Here is a 22,438-nt window from a genome sequence, read left to right on the forward strand (position 1 = left end):
GAGCCGCCATTCCGAATTCAGCGTGCTCGCCGCACCCGACCTTCATCCCAGACCGGCGTATCGGTTTCGTAGACGTCGCCATCGGATCCGAAGACCAGGAAGCGATCGAATCCGCGCGCGAACCACCGGTCATGGGTGACCGCGATGACCGTGCCCGCGAACTCGGCGATGGCCTGCTCCAGCGCGTCGGCGGAGTGCAGGTCCAGGTTGTCGGTGGGTTCGTCGAGCAAAAGCATTGTTACGCCTGATAATTCGAGCAACAGGATCTGCAACCGGGCCTGCTGACCGCCGGAGAGATCGTCGTAGCGCTGCTCGGCGGCGCGAGCCAGCCCGTACCGGTCGAGCACCCGGCTCGCGGTCTCGCGCCCCATTCCGTCGCGATGCTCGTTGCCCGCGTGCAGAATCTCGAGCAGCGTATTGCCCACCAGGTCCGGCCGAAAATGCGTCTGCGCGAAGTAACCTGGGCGCACTCGCGCGCCCAGCACCGCATTTCCGGTGTGCGGCACCGGCATCAGCTCCAGATCTTGAACCGGACGCTGTTCGATCTCCGGATCGGAACCACCCGCCGCGAGCAGCCGCAGGAAGTGCGATTTACCGGATCCGTTGGCGCCCAACACCGCAACGCGGTCGCCGTACCAGATCTCGGCGTCGAACGGCCGCATCAATCCGGTGAGCTCGAGCCCGGTGCACACCAGTGCGCGCTTACCGGTTCGCCCGCCGCGCAACCGCACGGATACGTTCTGCCGCAACGGAACCGCCTGCGGTGGCCCGGCCGCCTCGAATTTGGCCAGCCTGGTCTGCGCGGCGTGATAGCGCGCGGCCATACCGTCGTTGAACTTCGCCTTCTCGCGCAACCGCAGCACCAGCGCCCGCAGCTTGGCGAGTTCCTCGTCCCAGCGCCTGCGCAATTCGGCCAATCGTGTGTTGCGCTCTTCGCGCGCCTGCTGATAGCTCGCGAAGCCGCCGCCGTGGATCCATGCCGTCGCACCACTGACTCCGGGCTCCAGCGTGACGATCCTGGTGGCGGTATTCGCGATCAGTTCCCGGTCGTGGCTGACGAACAGCACCGACTTGGCCGATTCGGCGATCATCCGTTCCAGCCACTGCTTGCCCGGGACATCCAGGTAGTTGTCCGGCTCGTCGAGCAGCAGCACCTCATCGGGACCGGCGAACAGCGCCTCGAGGATCAATCGTTTCTGTTCGCCGCCGCTGAGCGAACGCACCGGCCGCCACTTGGCCCGATCGAAGCCGATACCGAGCGCGGCGGTGGTCACGACGTCCCAGAACGCCTCGACCTCGTATCCGCCGACGTCGACCCAGTCGGCCAGTGCCTGCGAATACGCCAGCTGCGTCGGCTCCTCGTCACGTTCGATCAGTGCGTTCTCGCTGGCGTCGAGCGCGTGCGCCGCCGCGCGAACAGGCTGCGGCGCAACCGAAAGCAGCAGATCACAGACCGTCGATTCGTCGTTGATCTGGCCGATGAATTGCCGCATCACCCCCAGTGGCCCCGACCGGGTCACCGCGCCGCCGTCCGCGGTGAGATCACCGGCGATGATCCCGAGCAGCGTGGTCTTGCCGGTGCCGTTCGGGCCGATGAGTGCGGCTTTGACACCGTCGCCGATCCGGAAGCTCACCCCGTCGAGCAGCTGACGTCCGTCCGGGAGGAAGTAGTCGAGATCGGCAATGTCCAGGTGCGCCACAGGTATCCAGGCAACCTGACGGGCACCGGTCGCGGCAACCGATTTTCGGGGACAGGGCCGAAAGACCCAACTCGGCTGAGCGCCAATCTGACGCCCGCAACCCCCATTTCGCATGGGGGGACTTGAAAGGCTAGGAGCTAGAACATCCTCGCGGCAGCTAGGCGTGTTAGATCGGCAATCGAGACCGCTTGACGGTACGATGGAAAACAACGAGTTGGTGATACTCCACCGCCGTCATACACAGTCCACGCCTAGACGTGTGATTCCTCGAGCAGTAGGTCAGGTCGGACCATGGGGGGTTGTGCTGTGCCCGGCGCCGGGAGATCGATGAGTGAGATGAGGTACCGGCCGGTGGCTGCCAAAGATGCCAACCCGGGCAATGGGAACTACGGCGCGTCCAGCATCACGCGCCTGGAGGGGCTCGATCCGGTCCGCAAAAGACCCGCGATGTATATCGGCTCCGTCGGTGAGCTCGGACTACACCACCTGGTCTGGGAGATCGTCGACAACTCCGTCGACGAGGCGATAGCCGGATTCGCGACGCGGATCGACGTGCGGTTGCTGGCCGACGGTGGCGTCGAGGTGGCCGACGACGGGCGCGCGATCCCGGTCGAGATGCATGAGACGGGCCGCCCCACCGTCGAGGTCGTGATGATGGAGCTGCATGCGGGCGGCAAGTTCGACTCGAATGCCTACGCGGTCGCGGGCGGCCTGCACGGCGTCGGCCTGTCCGTGGTGAATGCCCTGTGCCGCCGAGTCGAATTGGAGATCGACCGCGACGGCTACCACTGGACCCAGCACTACACGATGGCCCGGCCGGGCGAACTGGTGCGCGGCGCGCGGACCGACCGCACCGGCAATACGACGCGCTTCTGGCCGGATGCGGAGATCTTCGAGACCACGACCTTCGATTTCGAGACGGTGGCGCGGCGACTACAGGCGACGGCCTTCCTCAACTCGGGCCTGACCATCACCCTCACCGACGAACGGATCGCCGAAAACGACGAGATCCCAACCGAACTGACCTATCACTACCCGGGCGGTCTCGCGGATTTCGTGCGCCACATCAACCGCACCAAGCAGCCGATCCACAACTCGGTAATCGCCTTCTCCGGCAAGGACATCGGTTACGAGCTGGACGTCGCGATGCAGTGGAACTCCGGCTATTCCGAGTCGGTGCACACCTTCGCCAACGTCATCAACACCCACGAGGGCGGCACCCATGAAGAGGGCTTCCGGGCGGCGTTGACCACGGTCGTCAACAAGTACGCCAGAGATAAGAAGCTGCTGAAGGACAGGGACGGCAACCTCACCGGCGACGATATCCGGGAGGGTTTGGCCGCCATCGTGAGCGTGAAAGTCGGTGCGCCGCAGTTCGAGGGCCAGACCAAGACCAAACTCGGCAATACCGAGGTCAAATCGTTCGTGCAGCGGATGTGCAACGAACATCTGACGGACTGGTTCGAAGCCAATCCGGCCGACGCGAAAACTATTATCAACAAAGCGGTTTCGTCGGCGCAGGCGCGCACCGCCGCGCGTAAGGCGCGAGAACTGGTGCGGCGCAAGTCGGCCGGTGATCTCGGCGGACTACCGGGCAAACTGGCCGACTGCCGGTCCAAGGACCCGCACAGGTCCGAGATCTACATCGTCGAGGGCGATTCCGCCGGTGGTTCGGCCAAATCCGGGCGCGATTCGATGTATCAGGCGATCCTGCCGCTGCGCGGCAAAATCATCAACGTCGAACGGTCCCGCATCGATAAAGTGTTGAAAAACAACGAGGTTCAATCGATCATCACCGCGTTCGGCACCGGCATCCACGACGAATTCGATATCAGCAAACTGCGCTACCACAAGATCGTGCTGATGGCCGACGCCGACGTGGACGGCCAGCACATCACCACCCTGCTGCTGACCCTGCTGTTCCGGTTCATGCGGCCCCTCATCGAGCAAGGGCACGTCTACCTGGCGCAGCCGCCCCTCTATAAGCTGAAATGGCAACGCGCGGAACCGGAATACGCCTATTCGGACCGCGAGCGCGACACCCTGCTCGCCACCGGGACGGCGGCCGGCAAGAAGATAAACAAGGACGATGGCGTGCAGCGCTACAAGGGTCTCGGCGAGATGAACGCCAAGGAGCTGTGGGAGACCACCATGGACCCGAGCACCCGCCTACTGCGCCGCGTCACCCTCGACGACGCGGCCGCCGCGGACGAACTGTTCTCCATCCTCATGGGCGAGGACGTCGAAGCACGCCGCGGTTTCATCACCCGCAACGCCAAAGACGTTCGCTTCCTCGACCTTTGATCCCAGATCGCCGCATGATCGGGGTCAAGGGCAGGGACGGACATACGGTATGGAGGGGAACAGGTCGTGCCAGGTTTGTTCGTCGATGTGGGTCTCGGCCGAGGCGCACAGGTGCGTCGCCACGTCATCCGGATCGGTGTATCCCAGTACCGAGGCGAGGTCGGTGACGGTGAGGATGCGCGACGGGTCACGCGGATCGAAACGTAGGTGCACCGACGCCGCGACAGGAAGGTAGATCGGGACGTCCGCCTGCCTGATGTCGGTGGGGTCGGAGATATCCCACAATCGGGCGGTCTGGTCGTCACCACCGGAGGCCAGCCGATGACCCGACGGGTCTATCGCCAGTGTCTGCACCGCACTTGTGTGTGCGTGCACGGAATCCAATTCGCGCGGGCGCGCGTGGTTCGTCACGTCCCACGATCGGATCACTCCGGCGGTGTCGGCGCTGAACAGCTGTCGGCCGTCGGGGGCGAAAGTCAGCGCCCGCACAGTGGATCCGTGCGCGTCCAGGGAGACCTCCGACGGTCTGTTCCCATCGGACAAGTCCCACAGGTGGATTCGCGCATCGCTGCCGGCCGCGACCACCACCGAATTCTTCGGATCGAATGCGGCAACGCCGATATCGCGGGCCGGCGCGGTCAATGGCGGTCCCAGTGCATGCGGACTCGAGGGGACCGACACATCCCAGATCTGCAATGCGCGGTCACCCATCCCCGTGACCAGGCGGCTGCCGTCCGGCGCGAACGCGATCGGAGCGCCGATCCCCGCACCGGGTAGTGAACCCAGCGGCGTGGGTCCGGCGGGATCGGCCAGATCCCACAGCCGCACATCGGGACCGGTCGTCGTCGCCAGCAGCCGGCCGTCCGGGCGTAGCGCCACCCGCACCCCGGCCTCGCTGGGCGGTCCCGCGGAGAACGCGCTCGACACATGGCTGAGCTGTGGAGCGGACACGTCCCAGATCGTGACCTGTCCATCCCGCATTCCCGTGGCCAGAATCCGGTTGTCACGGTCGAAGCCGACCGTGGCGAGCGAACCGTCCAGCAGGATCGGAACGAAGATCATCGGTGGACTCCACAGTCGGATCCGCCCGTCCGATCCGGCCGTGATCCCCTGGATGTCGCCGACGAAATGGATCAACCGCGTCGATCCGGCGTTGCCGTGGATCTCCCAGCCGACCGGGGTCACCCGGTCGCGACGCTGCGTGTTCCAGAGCTCGATATTGCCGTCGATATCGGCTGCGGAGAGAAGTTGGCCACCGTGGGTGAACGACAGCCCCGAAATCGGTACCCGGCGATCGTGTTCGGTGTCGATCAAGCGCGGCTCGTTCGGATCGCGCACATCCCAGATTCGAATCGCCCCATCGGCGGTCCCGGTGGCAAGTATGCCGCCGGGTCCGAACTCGACGACCTGCACGGCGCCTTGACCATCCAGCGGTGTGCCGATGGGCGCCGGGTGCTCGGCGTCGTCGACCGACCACAGTCGCACGGCGCCGTCGTCCCCGGCGTCGGCCAGAACGGCGGCATCCGGAGCCGTCGCCAACGACCGAATCGCCCCGGGATGCGCGGGAATTGGGCATCCAACACGCTGAATCGATTGCGGCACCTCGATATTCAGCAAGCACAGCGCGCCGTCGGCGCCGGCCGCGGCCACGACGTGACCGCCCGGCAGGAAGACGACAGCGTTGACGGGCGTTCCGTTGTCGACCGTGCCGAGTGCGCGGACGGCATCCGGGTGATGGATATCCCAGAGCCGGATCGCGCCGTCCTCTCCCGCGCTGACCAACTGGGCGTCATCAGGTGCGAATGCGACCGATTCGACTCGCCCTCGGTGACCGTCGAGTCCGGATCCCACCGGGTGGACGGTGCGCCCACTCGCTATGTCCCACAATCGAATTCGACCATCATCGCCAGCGCTGGCCGCCAGTTTCCCAGCAGAGCCCACCGCCAGTGCCTGGATCGGTGCACCATGTGCCGATATCGAGGTGGTCTCCAACGGAAGCGCTTGCGCCGTCAGCAAACGAATGCGGGCGCTGGCGTTGCGCGGATTCATCCGGTAGGCAGCCAACGCCAGCTGCGCCGCGATTCCGGGGCTGCTGACGTCCATCCGTTGCGATTGCGCGATGACCTCCCCCAGCCATGCGTCCTTGCGCTGCTGGGAGACCGCGGCCCCCTGCGCGATCATCAGCGCCGAGGCCACCAATGCGATTACGGCGAGCACCGCGACCGCGACCAGCAGCGCCTTCCGCCGTCGCGCATGCGTTCCCGTCTGCGACAGCGCCGCGGTCACGAACTCGCGAGCCAGCTTGTTCAGTGAATCCGTACGCCGCGTCAGCTCGGCCGCGTCCTCCAGCCGGGTCCTGACGTACAGCAGTTCCGCGGGTCTGCCCTGATTCGCCCACTCCCGGGCATCTGCCTCGATGCGCTGGCGGGCGGGTGCGAATTCCCTTTCCTCGGTTATCCATTCGGCCATCCGGGGCCAGATGGTGAGCGCCAGGTCGTCGACCAGTTCGAGGTCGTCGTTGTACTGCACCAGGATTCGAACCTCGAGCAGCCGGTCGATGACCGATTTCGCGCCGTCGGGGTCCTCGGCCTCGGCGATCAGCACCTTCCGCGGCAACCGGTTGCGCTGCGCCGACGTCGGCCCGATGATCGTCAACGCCATCAGCACGCGCCGACCGGCCTCGCGTTCGCCATCGCTCAGCCGGGACCACCAGCGTTCGGCGCGGCGCGCCATGATGCCGGCCACCCCGCCGAGGTCGCGGTAGGTGGCCAGCGTCAGTGTCCGCCCACGTCGGTTCTCCCAGATCAGCGCCAGTACGGAGAACAGCATCGACAGCCGGGCCGGATGTTGCGGGGCGAGTCTCCCCACATCCTTCAGCAGCACTTCGACGAGGCTGTCTTCCACCCGCAGACCGACGATCGCGGCAGGCCGGACTATCGCCTCCCGCAGTTCGTGCTCCGACATCGGGTCGAGCATCATCGACCGGTGCCGCAATGTCGTCATCAGCAGCGGGTACTGCGGCAGTTGCGGAAGATAAGCGGTGTCGACGGCCAGGACAACGGTGGTCGGCGGATCCGCGCCCGGCGCGGCGAGCATGGCGACTTCACCCAGGAACTGTTGGCGCAGAGCCTCATTCGTGCATCGGGTGAACAGCTCCTCCCCCTGTTCCACGATCAGCAGGCGGCGACCGCCCGACGCCCCGGCCAGCGCCGACCGCAACGCGGCCACCGGGTCCGGACCGGGTGTCATGACGATCGGCACCCGGGATCCCGGCGCGGCCTGCAGACCGGCGGCCAGCAACGACGTCTTGCCGACGCCCTGTGGACCTAGCAAGAGCACGAGCGCCATCGAGCCGCTCGCCTCGACGTCGGAAATCAATTGACGCAGTTGGCGATTCGCGGTGTCCCTGCCGAAGAACAGATCGGCGTCCTCGGGCCGGTACGATGCCGGCGCACGATAGGGTTCGCGGTTGGTATCGATGACGATCGGCTCGGCCCGCGCCGACCGCCACTCCGCCTTCCAGCGCGCCGGATCGAACAGGGAAGTATCGGCGGGCGGATTACCGGCGGTCCGGCGGCGAGCCTCCGCGATGAGCACCTCCAGGACCGGCAGAACCGATTCGAAGGTGGCGGGTGTGCGGTGACCGCGTCGCCAGTCGCTGATGCGCTGGGCGGTAATGGGTTTGGTGCCTTGACGAAGGCGTGAGTTCGCCGCGCGGAGAATGGTTTTCACCGGCGGGTTGCCGGCCGCCGCGAACAGTGTGTCCAGACGAGCGGCGAAGGCATTGCGGCCATCGCTGCCGGCGATCCGTTCAGGTGTCGTGCGCGTACTCATCGGCACCACCCTGCGTTTCAGCGGATGTTGTATCGAGCGGACGAGCCACAGATGTCGCGAACCTCCCGGCGCGGACCATGCCGGAGGTGAGCCGATCGTATCAGTCATCGTGTCGAGGCCTGGCGATCATTCGGTCCGGGTGGCGGCGCGCACCGTTGGCGGATGCGCGCCGCCACTCGATTCCCCGCCCTAGGCGATATGTGAGATCGCGGTGAGCAGGGCATCCTGCACGGCTGGCAGGAAACCTAGATTCAGCACCAGAGCCATGCCGACACCGGCACGAAGCCGGCGATGCCGGTTCCACCATCCGGTCGGACCCCGGCCGTTCCGAGGTTCATGGCAGCGGACGATGGTCGCGGCGTCACTGGCGTTCTCCTCGTAGTAACCGAAACCGACCGGCGCGGAAGTGACGTCGAACAATCCGCCCAGCGGATCGGCGGTACTCACACCGCTTGCGGCGAACCTCGTTTCGAGCATGATCGAACCTCCCTACTTCGCGTCAAAGGTCAGGAGATGACGCTGCGCCAAGGCCGCATCATCGCGTCGTAGACGTCCTGGGTGAACCGGCCACGGCCCACCAGGTCGCCGAGTACGGCCGCGGTAACGGCCTGGCCGACCACGGTGATCACGCCGATCGAGCCGAGCGAGTTCAGCAGTCCGGCGATTTCGCCCACCCCTGCCGCGTTCGGCGAAATCGCCTGCCCGGCAACCGTTCCCGCGGTTTGGAGATTGCGAACGCGACCGAATTCGCGGGCGGTCTCGGTCGCGATCTGTCCCGGTTGGGGGTCGGTCGAGGATCGGTCGGTCAAGGACCGGCCGAGGCCGGAGAGCAGGCCGGCGAACCCGCCGGCGCCGCTGGTCTGCGACAGCCCGGCCATCTGCGAATTCATCACGCTTTCGAACTGTGCATTGAGCCTTTCGCGCTCTTCCGCGGTCAGCTGAGCCGCGCGTTCGACGATCTGCACCACCTCACGCCACTGCGGGCCGTACAGGTATTCCAGGTGCAGGGCCGGGTCCGGGGCGCCGAAGGGGTTGCCGGTCGAGTTGGTTTCGGGGGTCATCGTGCACTCCTTCTTGGTTGTATTCCCTTGGTGGAGCAGATATTTCGTGGGTCCCCCGTCGCCCCGGCGGTCATCCCGGGCCGGGGCGACGGGAGGTCATTTCAGACGGACACCGGGATGAGCCGCGCCGCTTGCGAGGTGCGCACCGGACCGTCGGTGGCCCGCGGGCCGACGAGCGGAACGGTGTCGAGCGCGGATGCGGGCGCCTGCATCGACTTGGACGAGGAGCGTCGCTTCTGCAGCGAAGCGATGATCTCGGCCCAGCTGGCGGTGTCCTGAATGTCGTCCAGGAACTGACTTCCGGTCGCGGTGCCACCGCCGGCCGAACCTTGGACCGGGCCGCTCAGGTCCTGCTGGGCACGGATCGCCGAGATGATGTAGGACCGCAGCGCCGGATCCAGCAATGCCAGCAGAACCAGCAGAGCCACGGTCGCCAGAGCCACCAGCCCCGCGACGGCCGCGGCAGGCACGGCCAGCAGCGGTATCGCCACCGCCGCGAGCGTCGCGACCGCGAGCGTGCCGAGGACGGCGGCTCCCAGACCGACGGCCAGCGTGCCCAGCACGCCGATACCGATTCCGACGGCCAGCGCGGCAATCGCGGTCGCCGCGAGGGCGGCCAGTGCGCCCAGCGCCAGTACCGGCAGGGCCAGCAGAGCCAGGGCCAGTGCGGCCATGGCAGCCAGTCCGAGCAATGCCAGCGGCACCGCGACCGCGAGCACCGGAAGAGCGAGGGCGGCAGCCACCGCAAGTCCGATGCCGACACCGACCGCAAGCGTCGCGAGTCCGGCCAGCGCGAGCGCAGGCAGGGCCACGGCCGCAATCGCCAGCAGCGCGAGCAGGGCCAGCGGCAGCCCGATCAGCAGCAGCGGGGGCAGCAGGCCTAGGCCCAGCAATCCCAGCAGTGCCAGCGGGACAACTACCGGCGCGGACAGAATCGCCAGGGCGCCGGCGGCGGCCAATGCCGCGACCGGAACCCCGGCCAACAGGATCAGCGGCAGTACGGCCAGGGTCACCAGACCCACCAGGGCGAGCGGCAGCACGATCGGTGCCGCCAGCGCGGCCAAGACACCGAGGGCGGCCGCGGCCAGCACCGGCAATGCCAACACCGCGAGCACCGGCAGGGCGAGCAGGGTGAGTAGCCCCAGCACCGCCAGCGGCACCACGACCAGCGCCAGCACGGCCAGGCCGATGGCGAGGAATGGCGCGGCGGCCAGGGCGAGTGCTCCGATTCCGGCCAGGGCGAGAACCGGTACCGCCAGCGCCAGCATCAGTGGCAGCATGGCCAGGGCCAGCAGGCCGAGCAGCGCCAACGGCACGAGGACACCGAGCAGCGGAATCGAGACCGCCGCCGCGACGGCGAGGCCGACGCCGACACCGATCACACCGGCGATGAGCGCCGCGACGATCGTGGAAAGGGCCAGCAGCGGCAGCGCGATGGCCGCCGCGACGGCCAAGCCGATACCGATCCCGACGACGGTGGCGAGGGCCAGCAGCGGCAGCCCGATAGCGAGCGTGGCCGCGATGCCGATACCGAGGCCGACAAGCGTCGCGAGAGCCAGCAGCGGTAGTCCGACGACGGCCGCGATCGCGAGACCGATGCCGATACCGAGGCCGAGTGCCGGAATCGCGATGGCGAGCATGGCGGCCAGCGCGACCCCCGCCAACGCGGGCAGCGCGGCGAAGTCCATCGGAAGGCTGAGCAGCCACAGGAACGCGGCCAGACCCTTGCCGACGACATCCAGGCCGATGGCCAGGGTCACCAGGATCGCGGGGATGCCGAAGAAGCCGAAGGCCTCGACCGCCAACGAGATTGCCGCGCCGGTCAATCCGGCGGCCATGAACGGCAGCCAGATCGCGAGCATCGTCAGCGCGATGATCGGCGAGATCGCGGTGGACACGACCGGCGCGAACGGCCCGAAGATCAGGAACGGGATGCTGAGCACCCCGGCCCAGACGGCATACGGGATACCCATCACGACCGTCGCGACCGAAAGCACGAGGCCGACGGCGGCGGCCAGGATGCCGCCGGCACCGACCACCGCGGCCAGGGCGACCAGTCCGGCGATGTCCTCGGCGCCGATCAGGATGGCCGCAACGGCGAGCGCAGCGATACCGACCGGAATCGCGGCGATCGCGAGCGGCGGGAACAGCAGCGAGCCGAACACCCAGGTGCCGACGATCATCAGGATGCTCAGCGCCAACGGGATGCTGCTGGCCACGGTCAGCACGGCGGCCAGCCCGGCCAGCGCGAGGCCGGCGAGGGCCGTGATGCCGATGCCGCCGAGCGTCGTCACCAGCTGACCGAAGACCAGCAGCGGGATGGCGAGCAGCGCGAGCGGCGGGTTGACGACGATCAATGCGAAGATCGTCAGCGTCATCATGGCCCAGCTGAAGATGTTGACGGCCAGACCGCCCACGAAGACGGCGGCGACCGCCGCGACCGCCGTCACGATCGCGGCGGCGGTGACCGCGATCAGGCCGCCACCGGTGAACACGTAGTTCGCGGCGGCCAGTGCCATGACCCCGGCCGCTGAAGCCGCGCCGAACGCGACCAGCGGAATCCACGCGAACGGCAGCGTGTAGGGCATCACCAGCGCCAACAGAACGCCGAGTGCCAACGCACCGAACGCCCAGTCCGCGGCCGCGAACAGGAAGAAGCTGGTGCAGAAGGCAAGCACCAGACCCGAAATACCGACGCCGCCGAACAGGAACAGCAGCCCCAGCGCGGCCGGGGCGACGACCAACGCCAGGAAGAACAGCGGCGACAGCAGTGGGCCGAACACCGGAATGGCGAAGGTCAGGAAGATGGTCGCGGCGAACCCGGCCACCACGGCCACCGCCGTGGCGATGATGCCCGCGGCGGCGGTCAGCAGCACGGCGGCGGCCGCGAACCACCAGAAGACGAAGGCGGCGGCCAGATGCAGCGCCGTCGCCACCAGCGACCAGGCCATCAGGATGGTGATGGCCGCGGTCCCGACGACCGAGATGCTGAGCAGGCCCGCCAGCGACACGGCGCCGACCGCGACGCCGATGACCAGCGCGGCCGCGGCGAACAGGATCAGCGCGGCCAGGCCGAGCACCGCCAGCACGGGCAGGGCGATCAGACCCCACGGCGTGAGCAGTGACGCCAGTGCAAGCGCGCCGAACAGCAGGGCGGAGACCACGAAAGTCGCTGCCAGCGTGCCGAATCCGGCTATGGCCGTCGCGATCATGCCGGCCACCAGGATGCCGAAGGCGATGGTGAAGATGAGCGGCACGGCGATCAGGCCGAAGAACGGCGCGACAGCGGCTGCCACCAGTCCGAGCGCCATGGTGACGATGAACAGGGCCGCGGTTCCGACCAGCCCCAGCGCCGTGACGACGAGGGACGCGGCGATACCGCCGACCACCGTCACCGCGAATCCGGCGAGACCGAACGCCAGGATGACCGGCGCGAAGACCTGGAATGCGATGAATGCCAAGGGAATTCCGACGATCAACACCGGGATCGCGATAATCGCCAGCACGACGAGCACCGGGACCGCGAGGATTGCTATCACGAACACCACCGGCAGTGCCACGATCGCCAGCCCGGCCAGCACAATGCCGCCGATCACCAGCGCGCCGATCACGAACGGAGCGGCGATGAGTGCGGCTATTCCGATGGCGCCGATCGCCAGCGCACCGGCGAACAGCAACGGCACGATGACGAACAGCCCGAGCGCGGGCAGGCCCAACAGCGGCAGCGCGGCGTTGTGCCGGTCGAGCAGACCGGTGTGGGTCACCATGGCGCGGATGTCGTTCAGCAGCGGCCGCAGTGCGCTCACCGGATCAGTGACCATGCCCAGGATCGGCGCGATGTACCCGAGCACCGGCGCCAGCCCGCCCGCGAAGGGCGCGACATATCCGAGCACCGTCGAGGCGAGCCCCTCGAGCCCGCCACCTTGGGGGTTGCTGATCTGCCGCAGGCCTTCGGCCAAGTGCTGCAACGGATTTCCGTCACCGGCCGTATCGCCGAAGAGCGGGCTCAGCAGCTGACGCAATCCCTGCTCCGGCTCGGCGTCGCGCGGGAAGCCGAACAGCGTGCGCGCCTGATCGAGCAGATTGTCGATCGGGTTGACATCGCTGTCGCGACGGTAGCCTGCCTGCTCGATCGCCTGGCCGACAAAACCCAGCAGGTCCTGGACAGGCTGACGCAGCGGCCCGGAGGGGAAGGTCTGGTCGGACCAGTCGGCAAGCTGTTTCAAGTCCAGCCCGGAACCCTGCACCTGCGCGGCGACCTGAGCCAGCTCCGTCACCGGCGACGGTACGGGTCCGAGCAGACTCTGCGGGTCCATCGCGCCAACGGCGTTGTTTCGCAGCTGATCGGCAACCGGGGGCGCGGAGGCGGGAATCGGAGTGGTCGGGCGATCGGTCGCCGGAGCGGTGCCCGCCGGTGTCGCGCCGGGGACGGGAACGCCGAAAGCGTTGAGCGCGTTGCTTGCCATGGCGCCTAGATCGGCGCCGATCTGCGGAACGGCGGACCCGATATCCGGAACGGCACCGGCGAAGTTGGGAACGATCTTGCCGAGGTCGGGCACGATATTTCCCGCACCGGACGTGCCGATACCCAAGGTGGGCCGAAGTCCCAGGTCGCCTATGTTCGCCACGGCGGGCGGGACGTTCGGAGCGTCGGCCGCGGCCCTGGCGCCGGTCACCATCACGCCGGTCATCGACGCGAACGCGGCCGCGGCGTACAGGCCACGACGATTGCGCTTGACTTCCTTGCGATGCCGGCCGCCATCCTGCTTGGCCGTCCGGTTGAATGCGTGCTTGCCAGACATGGAATCACCTTTCGAACGAGGGATTGTGCATCAATGCCCGGCCGAATCGACCGGGCGACCGCGCCACGACCTCAGGGCCGGACGGGACCGCTTTCTCCCGGCGCACACACCGCCCGGGACGAACCACCTGAAGTGCCGATGGTGAGCCCGATGCGGCTGTGATCCAGCCCGCCGATATCGCGGCAGCGAATGAAGGCGTGTTGCCCCACACCGGACCCCGGCTGACAGGTCAGGGTGATCTGGTTGGGCACCGCGGAATCGACCGTGCATCCCTCCGGAACCTCAGGCCCCGGAGCGGCGGACGCCGGCCCTATGACGAGCACAGGCCCCGCAATCGCGAGGGCGCACGCCGCACAGAACGTGACGAACTTCGTGTCGATGTACATGCCACAGAGCGTGGGTTGCTAAAGGTTTGCTGAACTATGAGCGCCGTCACAATCCGCTCCCGAGCACGCCCCCGACCTGCGAGGACGACTTATCCTGCGCGGATCCGCAGCGGATTCTTCCTACGCAAAATTGACAGCGGACCCCTTGATCCTCGAGCCCGAATCGCGATAATGATCGGCTCACGAGAACGACCGATCACCAGCCCTTTTCCGACAATTCGATCCGACCCGCACCCCATCGGGATCAGTCGACCAAGACACCGCAAGGCACATAAAAAACACCGACCGCGAGCGAACAGTCGGCGTTTCGAATATGCGCCCCTTACTGGCACCGATTACAGCGCATGCGACTCTAAGCGACCGTGCACCAGCCTCCTACGCCTCGATAACATTCATGGCGTTTGTGCCATGTGCTGGGCCGCGCGGCTCGGTAGCGGATCGGGGGCGGATGAGACAGATCCTGTTTGCGGTAGCGATTGCCTTGACGGTGTCGATCACGTTGACACCGTTGCTGGTTCGCTTGTTCAACCGAGCGAAAATGGGCCAGGAGATCCGCGCGGAAGGCCCCGCAAGCCACCACGCAAAACGGGGCACACCCACCATGGGCGGTATCGCCATCCTCGCCGGGATGTGGTCCGGCTACCTCGGGTCACACCTGATCGGCGTACGCTACGACGCGCCGGGCGTGACGGCATCAGGGCTGCTGGTGCTCGGTTTGGCCACGGCGATGGGTCTGGTCGGCTTCCTGGACGACTTCATCAAGCTGTACAAGCAACGCAACCTCGGGCTCACCGCGAAGGGCAAGTACATCGGCCAGTTCGGTGCGGCAATCATTTTCGGCATCCTCGCACTGCGATTTCCTGACAGCACCGGACTGACCCCGGCCAGTCGCCACATCTCGATCATTCGCGATCTGAGCTGGTTGTCGTTGATCCCGGTGCTGTTCGTACTGTGGGTCTGTTTCCTGGTGGCCGCCTGGTCGAACGCCGTGAATATCACCGATGGACTGGACGGCCTCGCCGCAGGATCGATGGCACTGACCTTGGGTGCCTACGTGTTGATCACGTTCTGGCAGTACGTCAACGCCTGCACCACTCGCCCCGGCGCAGGCTGCTACACCGTGCGCGATCCGCTGGACCTGGCACTGATCTGCGCAGCGACAGCAGCGGCTTGCGTGGGCTTCCTGTGGTGGAACGCGGCACCAGCGAAGATCTTCATGGGCGACACCGGATCTCTCGCCTTGGGCGGACTGCTCGCCGGACTGTCGATCACGACCCGGACCGAACTGCTGATGGTGGTCATCGGTGCCTTGTTCTGCGCGGAGATCCTCTCGGTGCTGTTGCAGATCGTGGTGTTCCGCAAAACCGGTCGTCGGTTGTTTCGCATCGCGCCGATGCACCACCACTTCGAACTCAGCAGCTGGCCCGAGACCACCGTCTCCATCCGGTTCTGGCTCCTCGCCGGACTGTCCGCGGCCGCCGGACTGATGCTGTTCTACGGTGAGCACCTCTCCGTGACCGGCTGATCGGTAAACGCACTCATCTGCCGCGGGCGCGCGTTGGTCAATCGTTCAGATTGGCTGGGCGACATGGCCTTCCGTCGCACCCAAATCTATGCGAGCATTCACGCGACGCAAGGCATCTCGTTACTTGCGCGCAGCAGCTACCGTGAGGGTCGTGCCCAGGTTCAGGGTCAGGTCCGTGCCGCGCGCAACTGTCGAATTCCACAGCCACGGCTGCGCCCGCACATCACGGGTTGGCAGGTGCGTCCGATCACCCACCAGCACGGTAATTCGCTCGGCAGGCGCGCCTCCGTCGATCGATGCTGCGTGCCGTGGCATGCGTCGTGAGGATGGGAACCTCATTCGCCACGATGACGCGCTGACCGCAGTGAGTCCGGAATGGGGTTTTCGACCGGTACTTCGGTCACCGGGCGCGGTCGGATGGCCGTTCAGCGATGGTTGCCGGGGTTACCGCGAACTACCGGGTTGACCGGGACTACCGGGCGGAACGGGACTATTAGGATTTCCGCCCTCGGCTTGATTGGGCGCGGGTTGACCGGGTTGACCGGGAGAGCCGGGTTGACCGGGACCACCAGGATTACCTGGTTGACCGGGAGGGCCTGGCTCCGTATTTGTGTCGGTGAGCTGAAATGCGAACAACTCCCTCGTGTCCAGACGCGTGTTGGATGCTTGTTCACCGGCGTGCGCAGATCCTCCGCCTGCGACATCGGGGCTGACACCGGCCGCGGCGGCCAGCACGGACAATACGAATTGAGGGGCCATGGCACCTATCCTTTCGTGAGTTCGCTTCCGCTCCAGGCAGAGGAAGACGGTGGGTGGACCCAACCGTTGAAAGCGAAACGGCTATCGACGAATTCACCGCTCGGGCAACTCACCGGCCGCACCTCATGGCGGGCGGTCGCTGGAAAGAACACGACGGTGTCGTGCTGGGGCTCGATGTCACGGTAGGCTGCCGAATCCACGGCTCGCCCTTCACGGACACCGGTATCGAATATGCGCAACGCTCCTCCAGAGAACGCACGAGGAGTGCGGTGCAGGTAGTACACGAATGTCAAGGCTCGCTCCGTGCCGCCATCGCGCACATCGATGTGTGGCCGGTAGAAATCGCCGTCATTGTGGGCAGTGAAGTGGTACTCCAGACCCCGCGACGGGTCGATGACGACCCCCAAGATCTCTTCGACAAGGGGAAGTACTCTCAGCACGGCCTGCTCCAGGCTCGGCATCGGTAGCTCGATACTGCGCGAACGACGGATATCGCGGTTCTCCACCAGGCCACCATCGAGGATCATGGACGGTGTGAACCGCGTCTGGGTGGCCATGGCGCAATCCAGGACACGATCGGCCTCGGCCTCGCCGAGAAACCCTTCGAAGTGACACATCGGCACCGCGATCGACAGCGGAGCAACACCGTTCCATGACCATGGCACCGTGTGTGCCTCGGTGCCGTCGATACTCAAACGTCAACCGCCCCTTCCCATCTCAGCATCCTACGGAGATGCGTCCATGATCATCAGCATACATACCACCGTTACCTTCGCGGTATCGATGCAGGGCGACTCGTGGTAGAGCTGTCCCCGGCCGAACGTCCGCACATGCGCGGGGCGCGTGTTCGACAAAGCCATCTGATCAGTTGCCCGACAGCGCAACTCGATCTGCACGGATACCCGCCCTCGTAGAAGTTGTTGTGGCTGTTAACTTTTGACGATTACCGGTGTCGCATTTCTCGGTCTTCGGCACGCCGCCGAGGCCCAGGCGGTCACCGTCGAACAATCGGGCAAGGGCGCCGAGGCGTTGGAAGCACTCGCCCGCGCCTACGCCCTGGTGACGGCCAACAGGACCACGACCGCCGCCGTTCCTCGAGTGGGCACGCGGAGCTTGGTTTACAACAACGAGCCCTACATCGAACTCGTTAACGCGCAGTTTTCCGAGGGCAACAGCTAGCGCCCGATGGCTGGGCCTGGCCGCCGGTAATCACTCGGATTCTGGCGGCCAATGCCGCTTACGGAGCGGTTGTCAAGATGAAATGCGCTGCGGCACAGCCTATCCACAGCTCCACGGTAGCGGCCGCCAACCGTAACCCTGTCAACGCGCGGTTCGTATACTGTCCGCAAACGCGAAATCCGCAGGTACTTGACCTGCGGATTCTGTTCGAGTGGACCTGACGGACCAGCATACGAACCGCACGGTGCTGGTCGACGGGCCTGACATCACGATCCGCGCGGTGGGCACCCGGCAACCGGTCGACGGTGCCGTCCGATGAACGGCCACAACGACAACACGGCTGCGGACGGAGCGGCGGGTGGTCGACGTCCTATAGCTACTACCCCAAACGCCGATCACGGCAACGACAACTACGCCGGTCGACACGCAAGGAGACAAGGGGGCCAAATCGATCGTGACGACGCGAAGAGTCCGTGGCAGCGCGGCAGCAACGAGAACACGAATGGTCTTGTCCGCCAATATCTTCCCCGACACCTGGACCTGCGCACCTACAGCCGAACCGATCTGGACGCCATCGCCGACGAACTCAACGGCCGCCCTCGACAAACCCTCGGATTCCGCACACCATCAGAAGCACTCGAAGAGGTGTTGCGATGACCGCCTGAACCCACAGCAGTTACCGGACGTGAGGCCAACCAGCCGTCCGCTACCCTCGTGTAGTTCAAAGGGCGAGCATGGCGGCAGTGACCTGGTCGGCTGCGGCGTGCCGCAGGGCGGTACCCATGTCATCGAGGACGAGCAGCCTCGCCGTTGCCGACCGGGAAGAACGGGTCGGCGCGACCGTGTACCACGAGCGTGGGCATGTCTAGTGCCGTGTCCCGGTTTTCGCGGGTCAGAGTTGTTCGAGGACCTCCTGGGCGGCTCGCTTGCCGGAGCTGACGGCACCGTCCATGTAACCGTTCCAATGCCGGGCTGTTTCGGCGCCCGCCCAGTGCACTCGGCCGAACGGCCGACCGAGCCAGTCGCCGTAGCCGGTGAGCACGCCGGGCGCTGCGACCGAGGTGGGCCCACCCAGAGTCCACTGTTCGGCAGCCCAGTCCTGTTCCACGTAGTCGATCGTGTCGGCGGCCCTCGGGCCAACGACCTGGGCGAAGCAGCGCAGCACCGCGTCGCGCCGTTCGCGGGCCGGGCGAGGCGCCCACTTGCGCCATTCCCGGCCCCCGATGAAGCCCATGAGCACGCCCGGCGCACCGTCAGGCGGGGTGTTGTCGAACATCGACTGGATCGGGGTGCCATCGCGTAGCAAGGCCGTGCCGGACAGTCCATCCGCGCGCCAGAACGGCTCCGGGTAGATCGCCTCGACCTTCATGAGCGTGCCGAACGGCAGCCGTTGCAACAGCTGATCCTGCTGCGACGGCAGCAGCGGCTCCCACACGATCCGGCTGGCCAACACCGGCGGAACTGCCACTATCACCCGAGATGCCTGCCAGTTGCCGGCATCGGAGTCGACGGTGACGTGGTTGCCTTGCTGAGCGATGCGTCGTACCGGGGCGCCCAGCCGGACGCACCCGTCGAGTTGCTCGGACATCCTGATCGACAGGATCTGGGAACCACCGATGAATCGGCTGTCCTGTGCGCCGCCTTCGGCCGCCAGGCCTCGCGTCAATCGCCCGGGCGTGTGTTCGTCACCGAACATCGCGAAGTACCAGAGACTGAACAGCAGCGACGCATCGCGCGCATCGCCGCCGTAGATGATGTTGAGGAAAACATCCATCAGCTCGATGGCATTGTCGGTGATCTTCAGCTTGCGCAGCCACGACTCCAACGTCTGACCATCCCACTCACGTGCGTTGTCGGCCTTCCACGGCTCATCCGGTGAGATCTTTCGCACCTGCCGGTCGATCCGGGCCATCGTGACCAGGAGATCCGCGGCGGCTGCCAGGTCCGGTGGGAGCGCGCCGGTATAACGCTTGGCTTTGCCCTTGTGGACATAGACGTCCTCGCCGCCCGTACTGGCTTTGAACGTGCCCACCCCCAGTTCCTCGGCGAGGGCGAGGACATGACCTTGAGTCGGGCCGACGTACTGCCCGCCGAGTTCGGTGACCCGGCCATCGCCCAGATCGTGATTCACGGTACGACCCCCAACCCGATCGCGGGCCTCGAGCACGACGACGGATCGACCCGCCGCGGCCACCTGCCGGGCGGCGGTGAGCCCGGCCAGACCGGCACCGACCACCACCACATCCACGACACGGCTCGATACCTGATCTTGTGCAGCCATCGGTTTCTCCTATCGGTCCACTGCGGATTGAACGGGGATGCGCACGGCCTCGGCACCAGGTAGGTCGAGCGCCGCAATGCCGTCGGCGACGGGCTCATTGGCTGTGTCACAAGGTCGAGAAGATCGGTTGGGCTGGGCGAACCGGCCCGTGGCGGCAGTCACCGCTGGAGTGGCGAGAGTGGCGGCAGTATCGAGTGAATTCGTGATGGTGAGGTACTGCACCAGTTGCGGTGTCGGGTTCTGGGCGGCCCGGACACCGGTGTCGTCGAGGGGGTTCTCGCCAGCTCGGACCAGTCGCTCAACCCCGTCGACACCGTATGCGGCCACCGCTGTCTCGAGCGAATAGATCGGAATGGAGGTCGCCCCGAGAGCGCGGGCGAGCCGCACATCGTCGACGAGGGTGTTCAGCTCCCGGTAGACACCGTCGCCGGCGATGCCCAACGTCAACTGTCCGCGCTCGGCACCGACCTGCCGGGCCTGCTGTGCGTAGTGCGCGATCAAGCCGGGACCGGGGTCGGCGCCCATCACCTCGGCGACGGTGCTTCGATACGCCTGGAAATACAGAGTCTGCGCGCCGCGCGGGAGCCCCCACAGACCGAGGGCATTCTGCAGGGCGAGGTCGCCGTTGGCCAGGTCGTCGAGGACGAACGGCACCGGCGCGCCGACCACCCGTCCGAAATGCTCTCGTGCGTAGTTGTACACCGCGTCGTACTGTTCGATGGCACGGCACTGTGCAGCCGGGTCGATGAAGCGCGTCTGCTCGACTGCATCCATTCGCCCGGCGACCAATGCGTTGATGGAGTCCACGGGCGGCTCCATGTCGTAGGCGACACCGGCAATGTCGAGGTGGTTGTCGCGGACCCATTCGGTGAGGGCAGTGGTGGCGGTGAGTTGGGCGGGCGCGTTGTCCTGTGTCGCCCAATACCCATCCTCATACGGCACGGCAACCCAGGCGAACACCGGTACGCCAAGCTGGTTGGCCCGCCGAATGATCGGCAGAGCGTCGCCTTCGAGGCGGCCGTGCGGCACAGCACCGAAGTCGCGTCCATAGCGCAGGTGGAAGTAGATCGGTACTCGATGCCGTTGCAGCATCGCCCACAACTCGGGCGTCCACATACTCAGATCGCGATCGGCCCAGTAGTCGGCCGCGCGGGCCGGGTAGCCCGACGGCCCGCCTTCCCCCAGAAATCGTTCGCCCGCCCAGAACCCGACCACCGAGGACGCACCGCCCGGCGACACGCCGCCACGGACACCCGGGTCCGCTGACGCGACCGGCACAGGCGCCAGCGAAGCCAGCATGATCACCGCCGCCCCTAGCGCCGAAACGCCGATCATGGCAAGCCGGGAGATTCTTCGGCGACCGGTTCGGTCGCGAAGGAGCCGATTGCGGCCAGATACACCCACGATCCTCGTTCCTTCCTGCCGAGCCGGACGGCACCACTCAGTGCCGGACGGGCCGGCTCGACCCATCTGCAGTAAGTGTTCAGACATCTATGTGTGTAAACACCTATATGCGCAGGCATCGGCGAGTGTAGGGTATCTGGTATATGTGTGCAAGCACATAGGAGGTGTGGATGCTCGACTACGTGATCCTCGGAACGCTCGCGCTACATCCCATGTCGGGCTACGACCTGGGCAAACGAATGGACGGACCGGGCCGGTTCATCGGTTACCGAGTCGGCCTGCCACAGATCTATCGCACCCTGGCCAAGCTCACCGATCGCGGTCTGGTCGCATTCGATGTCGACCCACGCGATGGCCGACCCGCCGCCAAGGTGTATCGGCTCACTGCTCCGGGCCAACAAGCGCTGCTGGAGTGGGCCCACTCGCCGTATGAACCCGCACCGAGACCGATGGACCCCGATTTCATGCTCCGCTTCTTGTTCGCCGGAATCCTCGGCCACGACATCGCCATTGGAATCTTGCGGACGGAACTCGAATACCGACGCGCGCAACGACACGATCCCATGTCCATCGACGAACTCGTCGCCGATAACGACCCCATCGCCGACATCGACCCAGCCTGGGCCGCCCACATCATGCATACCGCACACGAATACGGCCGCTCGTCCATGACCGCCTACATCGCCTGGCTCGAAGCCACCCTCGCCGAGTTCGAAAACAGCCATCCGGCAGCGACTTCCGCGAGCTGAATCAGCGGGCGCAAGACCCGAATGGTCCTCGGTCGTCGCCCGGCGGCTGCAGGTTGAGTGGCCCAAGCACCCGATTCATCTCCGTGGTGAAATCCGGGTCATACTGGCCTTCCAGGTCTTGGTAGCCTGCCACGACACCCCGCCAGCCTCGAGAATCTGCCGCAGCGTCTCGCGGCTGATGTCCGCGATCTGGTTGATACGCAACTACTTCCGCGACCTTCGACAAACTCCATGCCGAGAACGGCCAGCCCAGGTCGCGGCGGTAGCACAGGGCGATCTGACGGATCCGATCACGCGTCGCGGGATCGGTCTTCGCCGGTCTGCCCCCGTTCCATTTTGGGTCCAGAACGTCGAACCCTTTCTCTTAGAAGTCGTGAATCACTTGCCGCACATACGATTCCGATACCTGCATCAGCTTCGCGATCAGCGGCACCGGCTGATGCTGCCGAAGCCA

13 protein-coding genes and 1 pseudogene are annotated in these 22,438 nt (G+C 66.1%); 5 read left to right on the forward strand and 9 right to left on the reverse strand.

Annotated elements, in window-relative coordinates; translation table 11 throughout:
• Nucleotides 1–17: 17 nt before the first annotated feature.
• Nucleotides 18–1,700, reverse strand: coding sequence for an ABC-F family ATP-binding cassette domain-containing protein (locus F5544_RS35755; protein ID WP_167477256.1), 1,683 nt, complete (start codon nt 1,698–1,700; stop codon nt 18–20).
• A 336-nt stretch (nt 1,701–2,036) separates the two neighbouring features.
• On the opposite strand from F5544_RS35755, the gene gyrB reads away from it, so the two are divergent.
• Entirely contained in the window at nt 2,037–4,004 is a 1,968-nt protein-coding gene (gyrB, locus tag F5544_RS35760; protein WP_428847195.1) for a DNA topoisomerase (ATP-hydrolyzing) subunit B, read from the forward strand.
• Between the two features lie 24 nt (nt 4,005–4,028).
• Here gyrB and F5544_RS35765 read toward each other — a convergent pair whose 3' ends face one another.
• From F5544_RS35765 to F5544_RS35785, 5 genes are all read right to left on the reverse strand, one after another.
• Nucleotides 4,029–7,838: an NACHT and WD repeat domain-containing protein gene (locus tag F5544_RS35765; RefSeq protein ID WP_167477258.1), complete on the reverse strand. Its 3,810-nt coding sequence runs from the start codon at nt 7,836–7,838 to the stop codon at nt 4,029–4,031.
• Between the two features lie 189 nt (nt 7,839–8,027).
• Nucleotides 8,028–8,315: a hypothetical protein gene (locus F5544_RS35770; protein ID WP_167477259.1), complete on the reverse strand. Its 288-nt coding sequence runs from the start codon at nt 8,313–8,315 to the stop codon at nt 8,028–8,030.
• Nucleotides 8,316–8,344: 29 nt separating this feature from the next.
• Nucleotides 8,345–8,899, reverse strand: a complete 555-nt coding sequence (locus F5544_RS35775; protein ID WP_167477260.1) for a hypothetical protein — start codon at nt 8,897–8,899, stop codon at nt 8,345–8,347.
• Between the two features lie 101 nt (nt 8,900–9,000).
• Entirely contained in the window at nt 9,001–13,701 is a 4,701-nt protein-coding gene (locus F5544_RS35780) for a hypothetical protein (protein ID WP_167477261.1), read from the reverse strand.
• 71 nt (nt 13,702–13,772) lie between these two features.
• Nucleotides 13,773–14,087 carry a hypothetical protein gene (locus F5544_RS35785; protein ID WP_167477262.1) on the reverse strand — a complete coding sequence of 105 codons (315 nt, stop codon included), beginning with the start codon at nt 14,085–14,087 and terminating at the stop codon, nt 13,773–13,775.
• A 448-nt stretch (nt 14,088–14,535) separates the two neighbouring features.
• Here F5544_RS35785 and mraY point away from each other — a divergent pair, with 448 nt between their 5' ends.
• Complete coding sequence (gene mraY, locus F5544_RS35790; RefSeq protein ID WP_167479698.1) at nt 14,536–15,612, forward strand: phospho-N-acetylmuramoyl-pentapeptide-transferase; 1,077 nt, start codon at nt 14,536–14,538, stop codon at nt 15,610–15,612.
• A gap of 764 nt (nt 15,613–16,376) precedes the next feature.
• Here mraY and F5544_RS35795 read toward each other — a convergent pair.
• A complete protein-coding gene (locus tag F5544_RS35795) occupies nt 16,377–17,066 on the reverse strand; it encodes a 2OG-Fe(II) oxygenase (protein WP_203217424.1) in 690 nt (229 codons plus the stop codon).
• 241 nt (nt 17,067–17,307) lie between these two features.
• Between F5544_RS35795 and F5544_RS35800 the strand changes: the two genes are divergently transcribed.
• Both F5544_RS35800 and F5544_RS35805 read left to right on the forward strand, forming a co-directional pair.
• Nucleotides 17,308–17,550 carry a hypothetical protein gene (locus F5544_RS35800; RefSeq protein WP_167477263.1) on the forward strand — a complete coding sequence of 81 codons (243 nt, stop codon included), beginning with the start codon at nt 17,308–17,310 and terminating at the stop codon, nt 17,548–17,550.
• A 459-nt stretch (nt 17,551–18,009) separates the two neighbouring features.
• A pseudogene (locus F5544_RS35805) lies at nt 18,010–18,207 on the forward strand (transposase); the annotation flags it as partial.
• 235 nt (nt 18,208–18,442) lie between these two features.
• On the opposite strand, the gene F5544_RS35810 reads toward F5544_RS35805, so the two are convergent.
• Nucleotides 18,443–19,831, reverse strand: a complete 1,389-nt coding sequence (locus F5544_RS35810) for a flavin monoamine oxidase family protein (RefSeq protein ID WP_167477264.1) — start codon at nt 19,829–19,831, stop codon at nt 18,443–18,445.
• 9 nt (nt 19,832–19,840) lie between these two features.
• Nucleotides 19,841–21,166, reverse strand: coding sequence for a hypothetical protein (locus tag F5544_RS35815; RefSeq protein WP_167477265.1), 1,326 nt, complete (start codon nt 21,164–21,166; stop codon nt 19,841–19,843).
• A 239-nt stretch (nt 21,167–21,405) separates the two neighbouring features.
• On the opposite strand from F5544_RS35815, the gene F5544_RS35820 reads away from it, so the two are divergent.
• Complete coding sequence (locus F5544_RS35820) at nt 21,406–21,984, forward strand: PadR family transcriptional regulator (protein WP_167477266.1); 579 nt, start codon at nt 21,406–21,408, stop codon at nt 21,982–21,984.
• Nucleotides 21,985–22,438: the final 454 nt, after the last annotated feature.

The organism is Nocardia arthritidis (assembly GCF_011801145.1).
In the GTDB taxonomy this organism is placed as follows: domain Bacteria; phylum Actinomycetota; class Actinomycetes; order Mycobacteriales; family Mycobacteriaceae; genus Nocardia; species Nocardia arthritidis_A.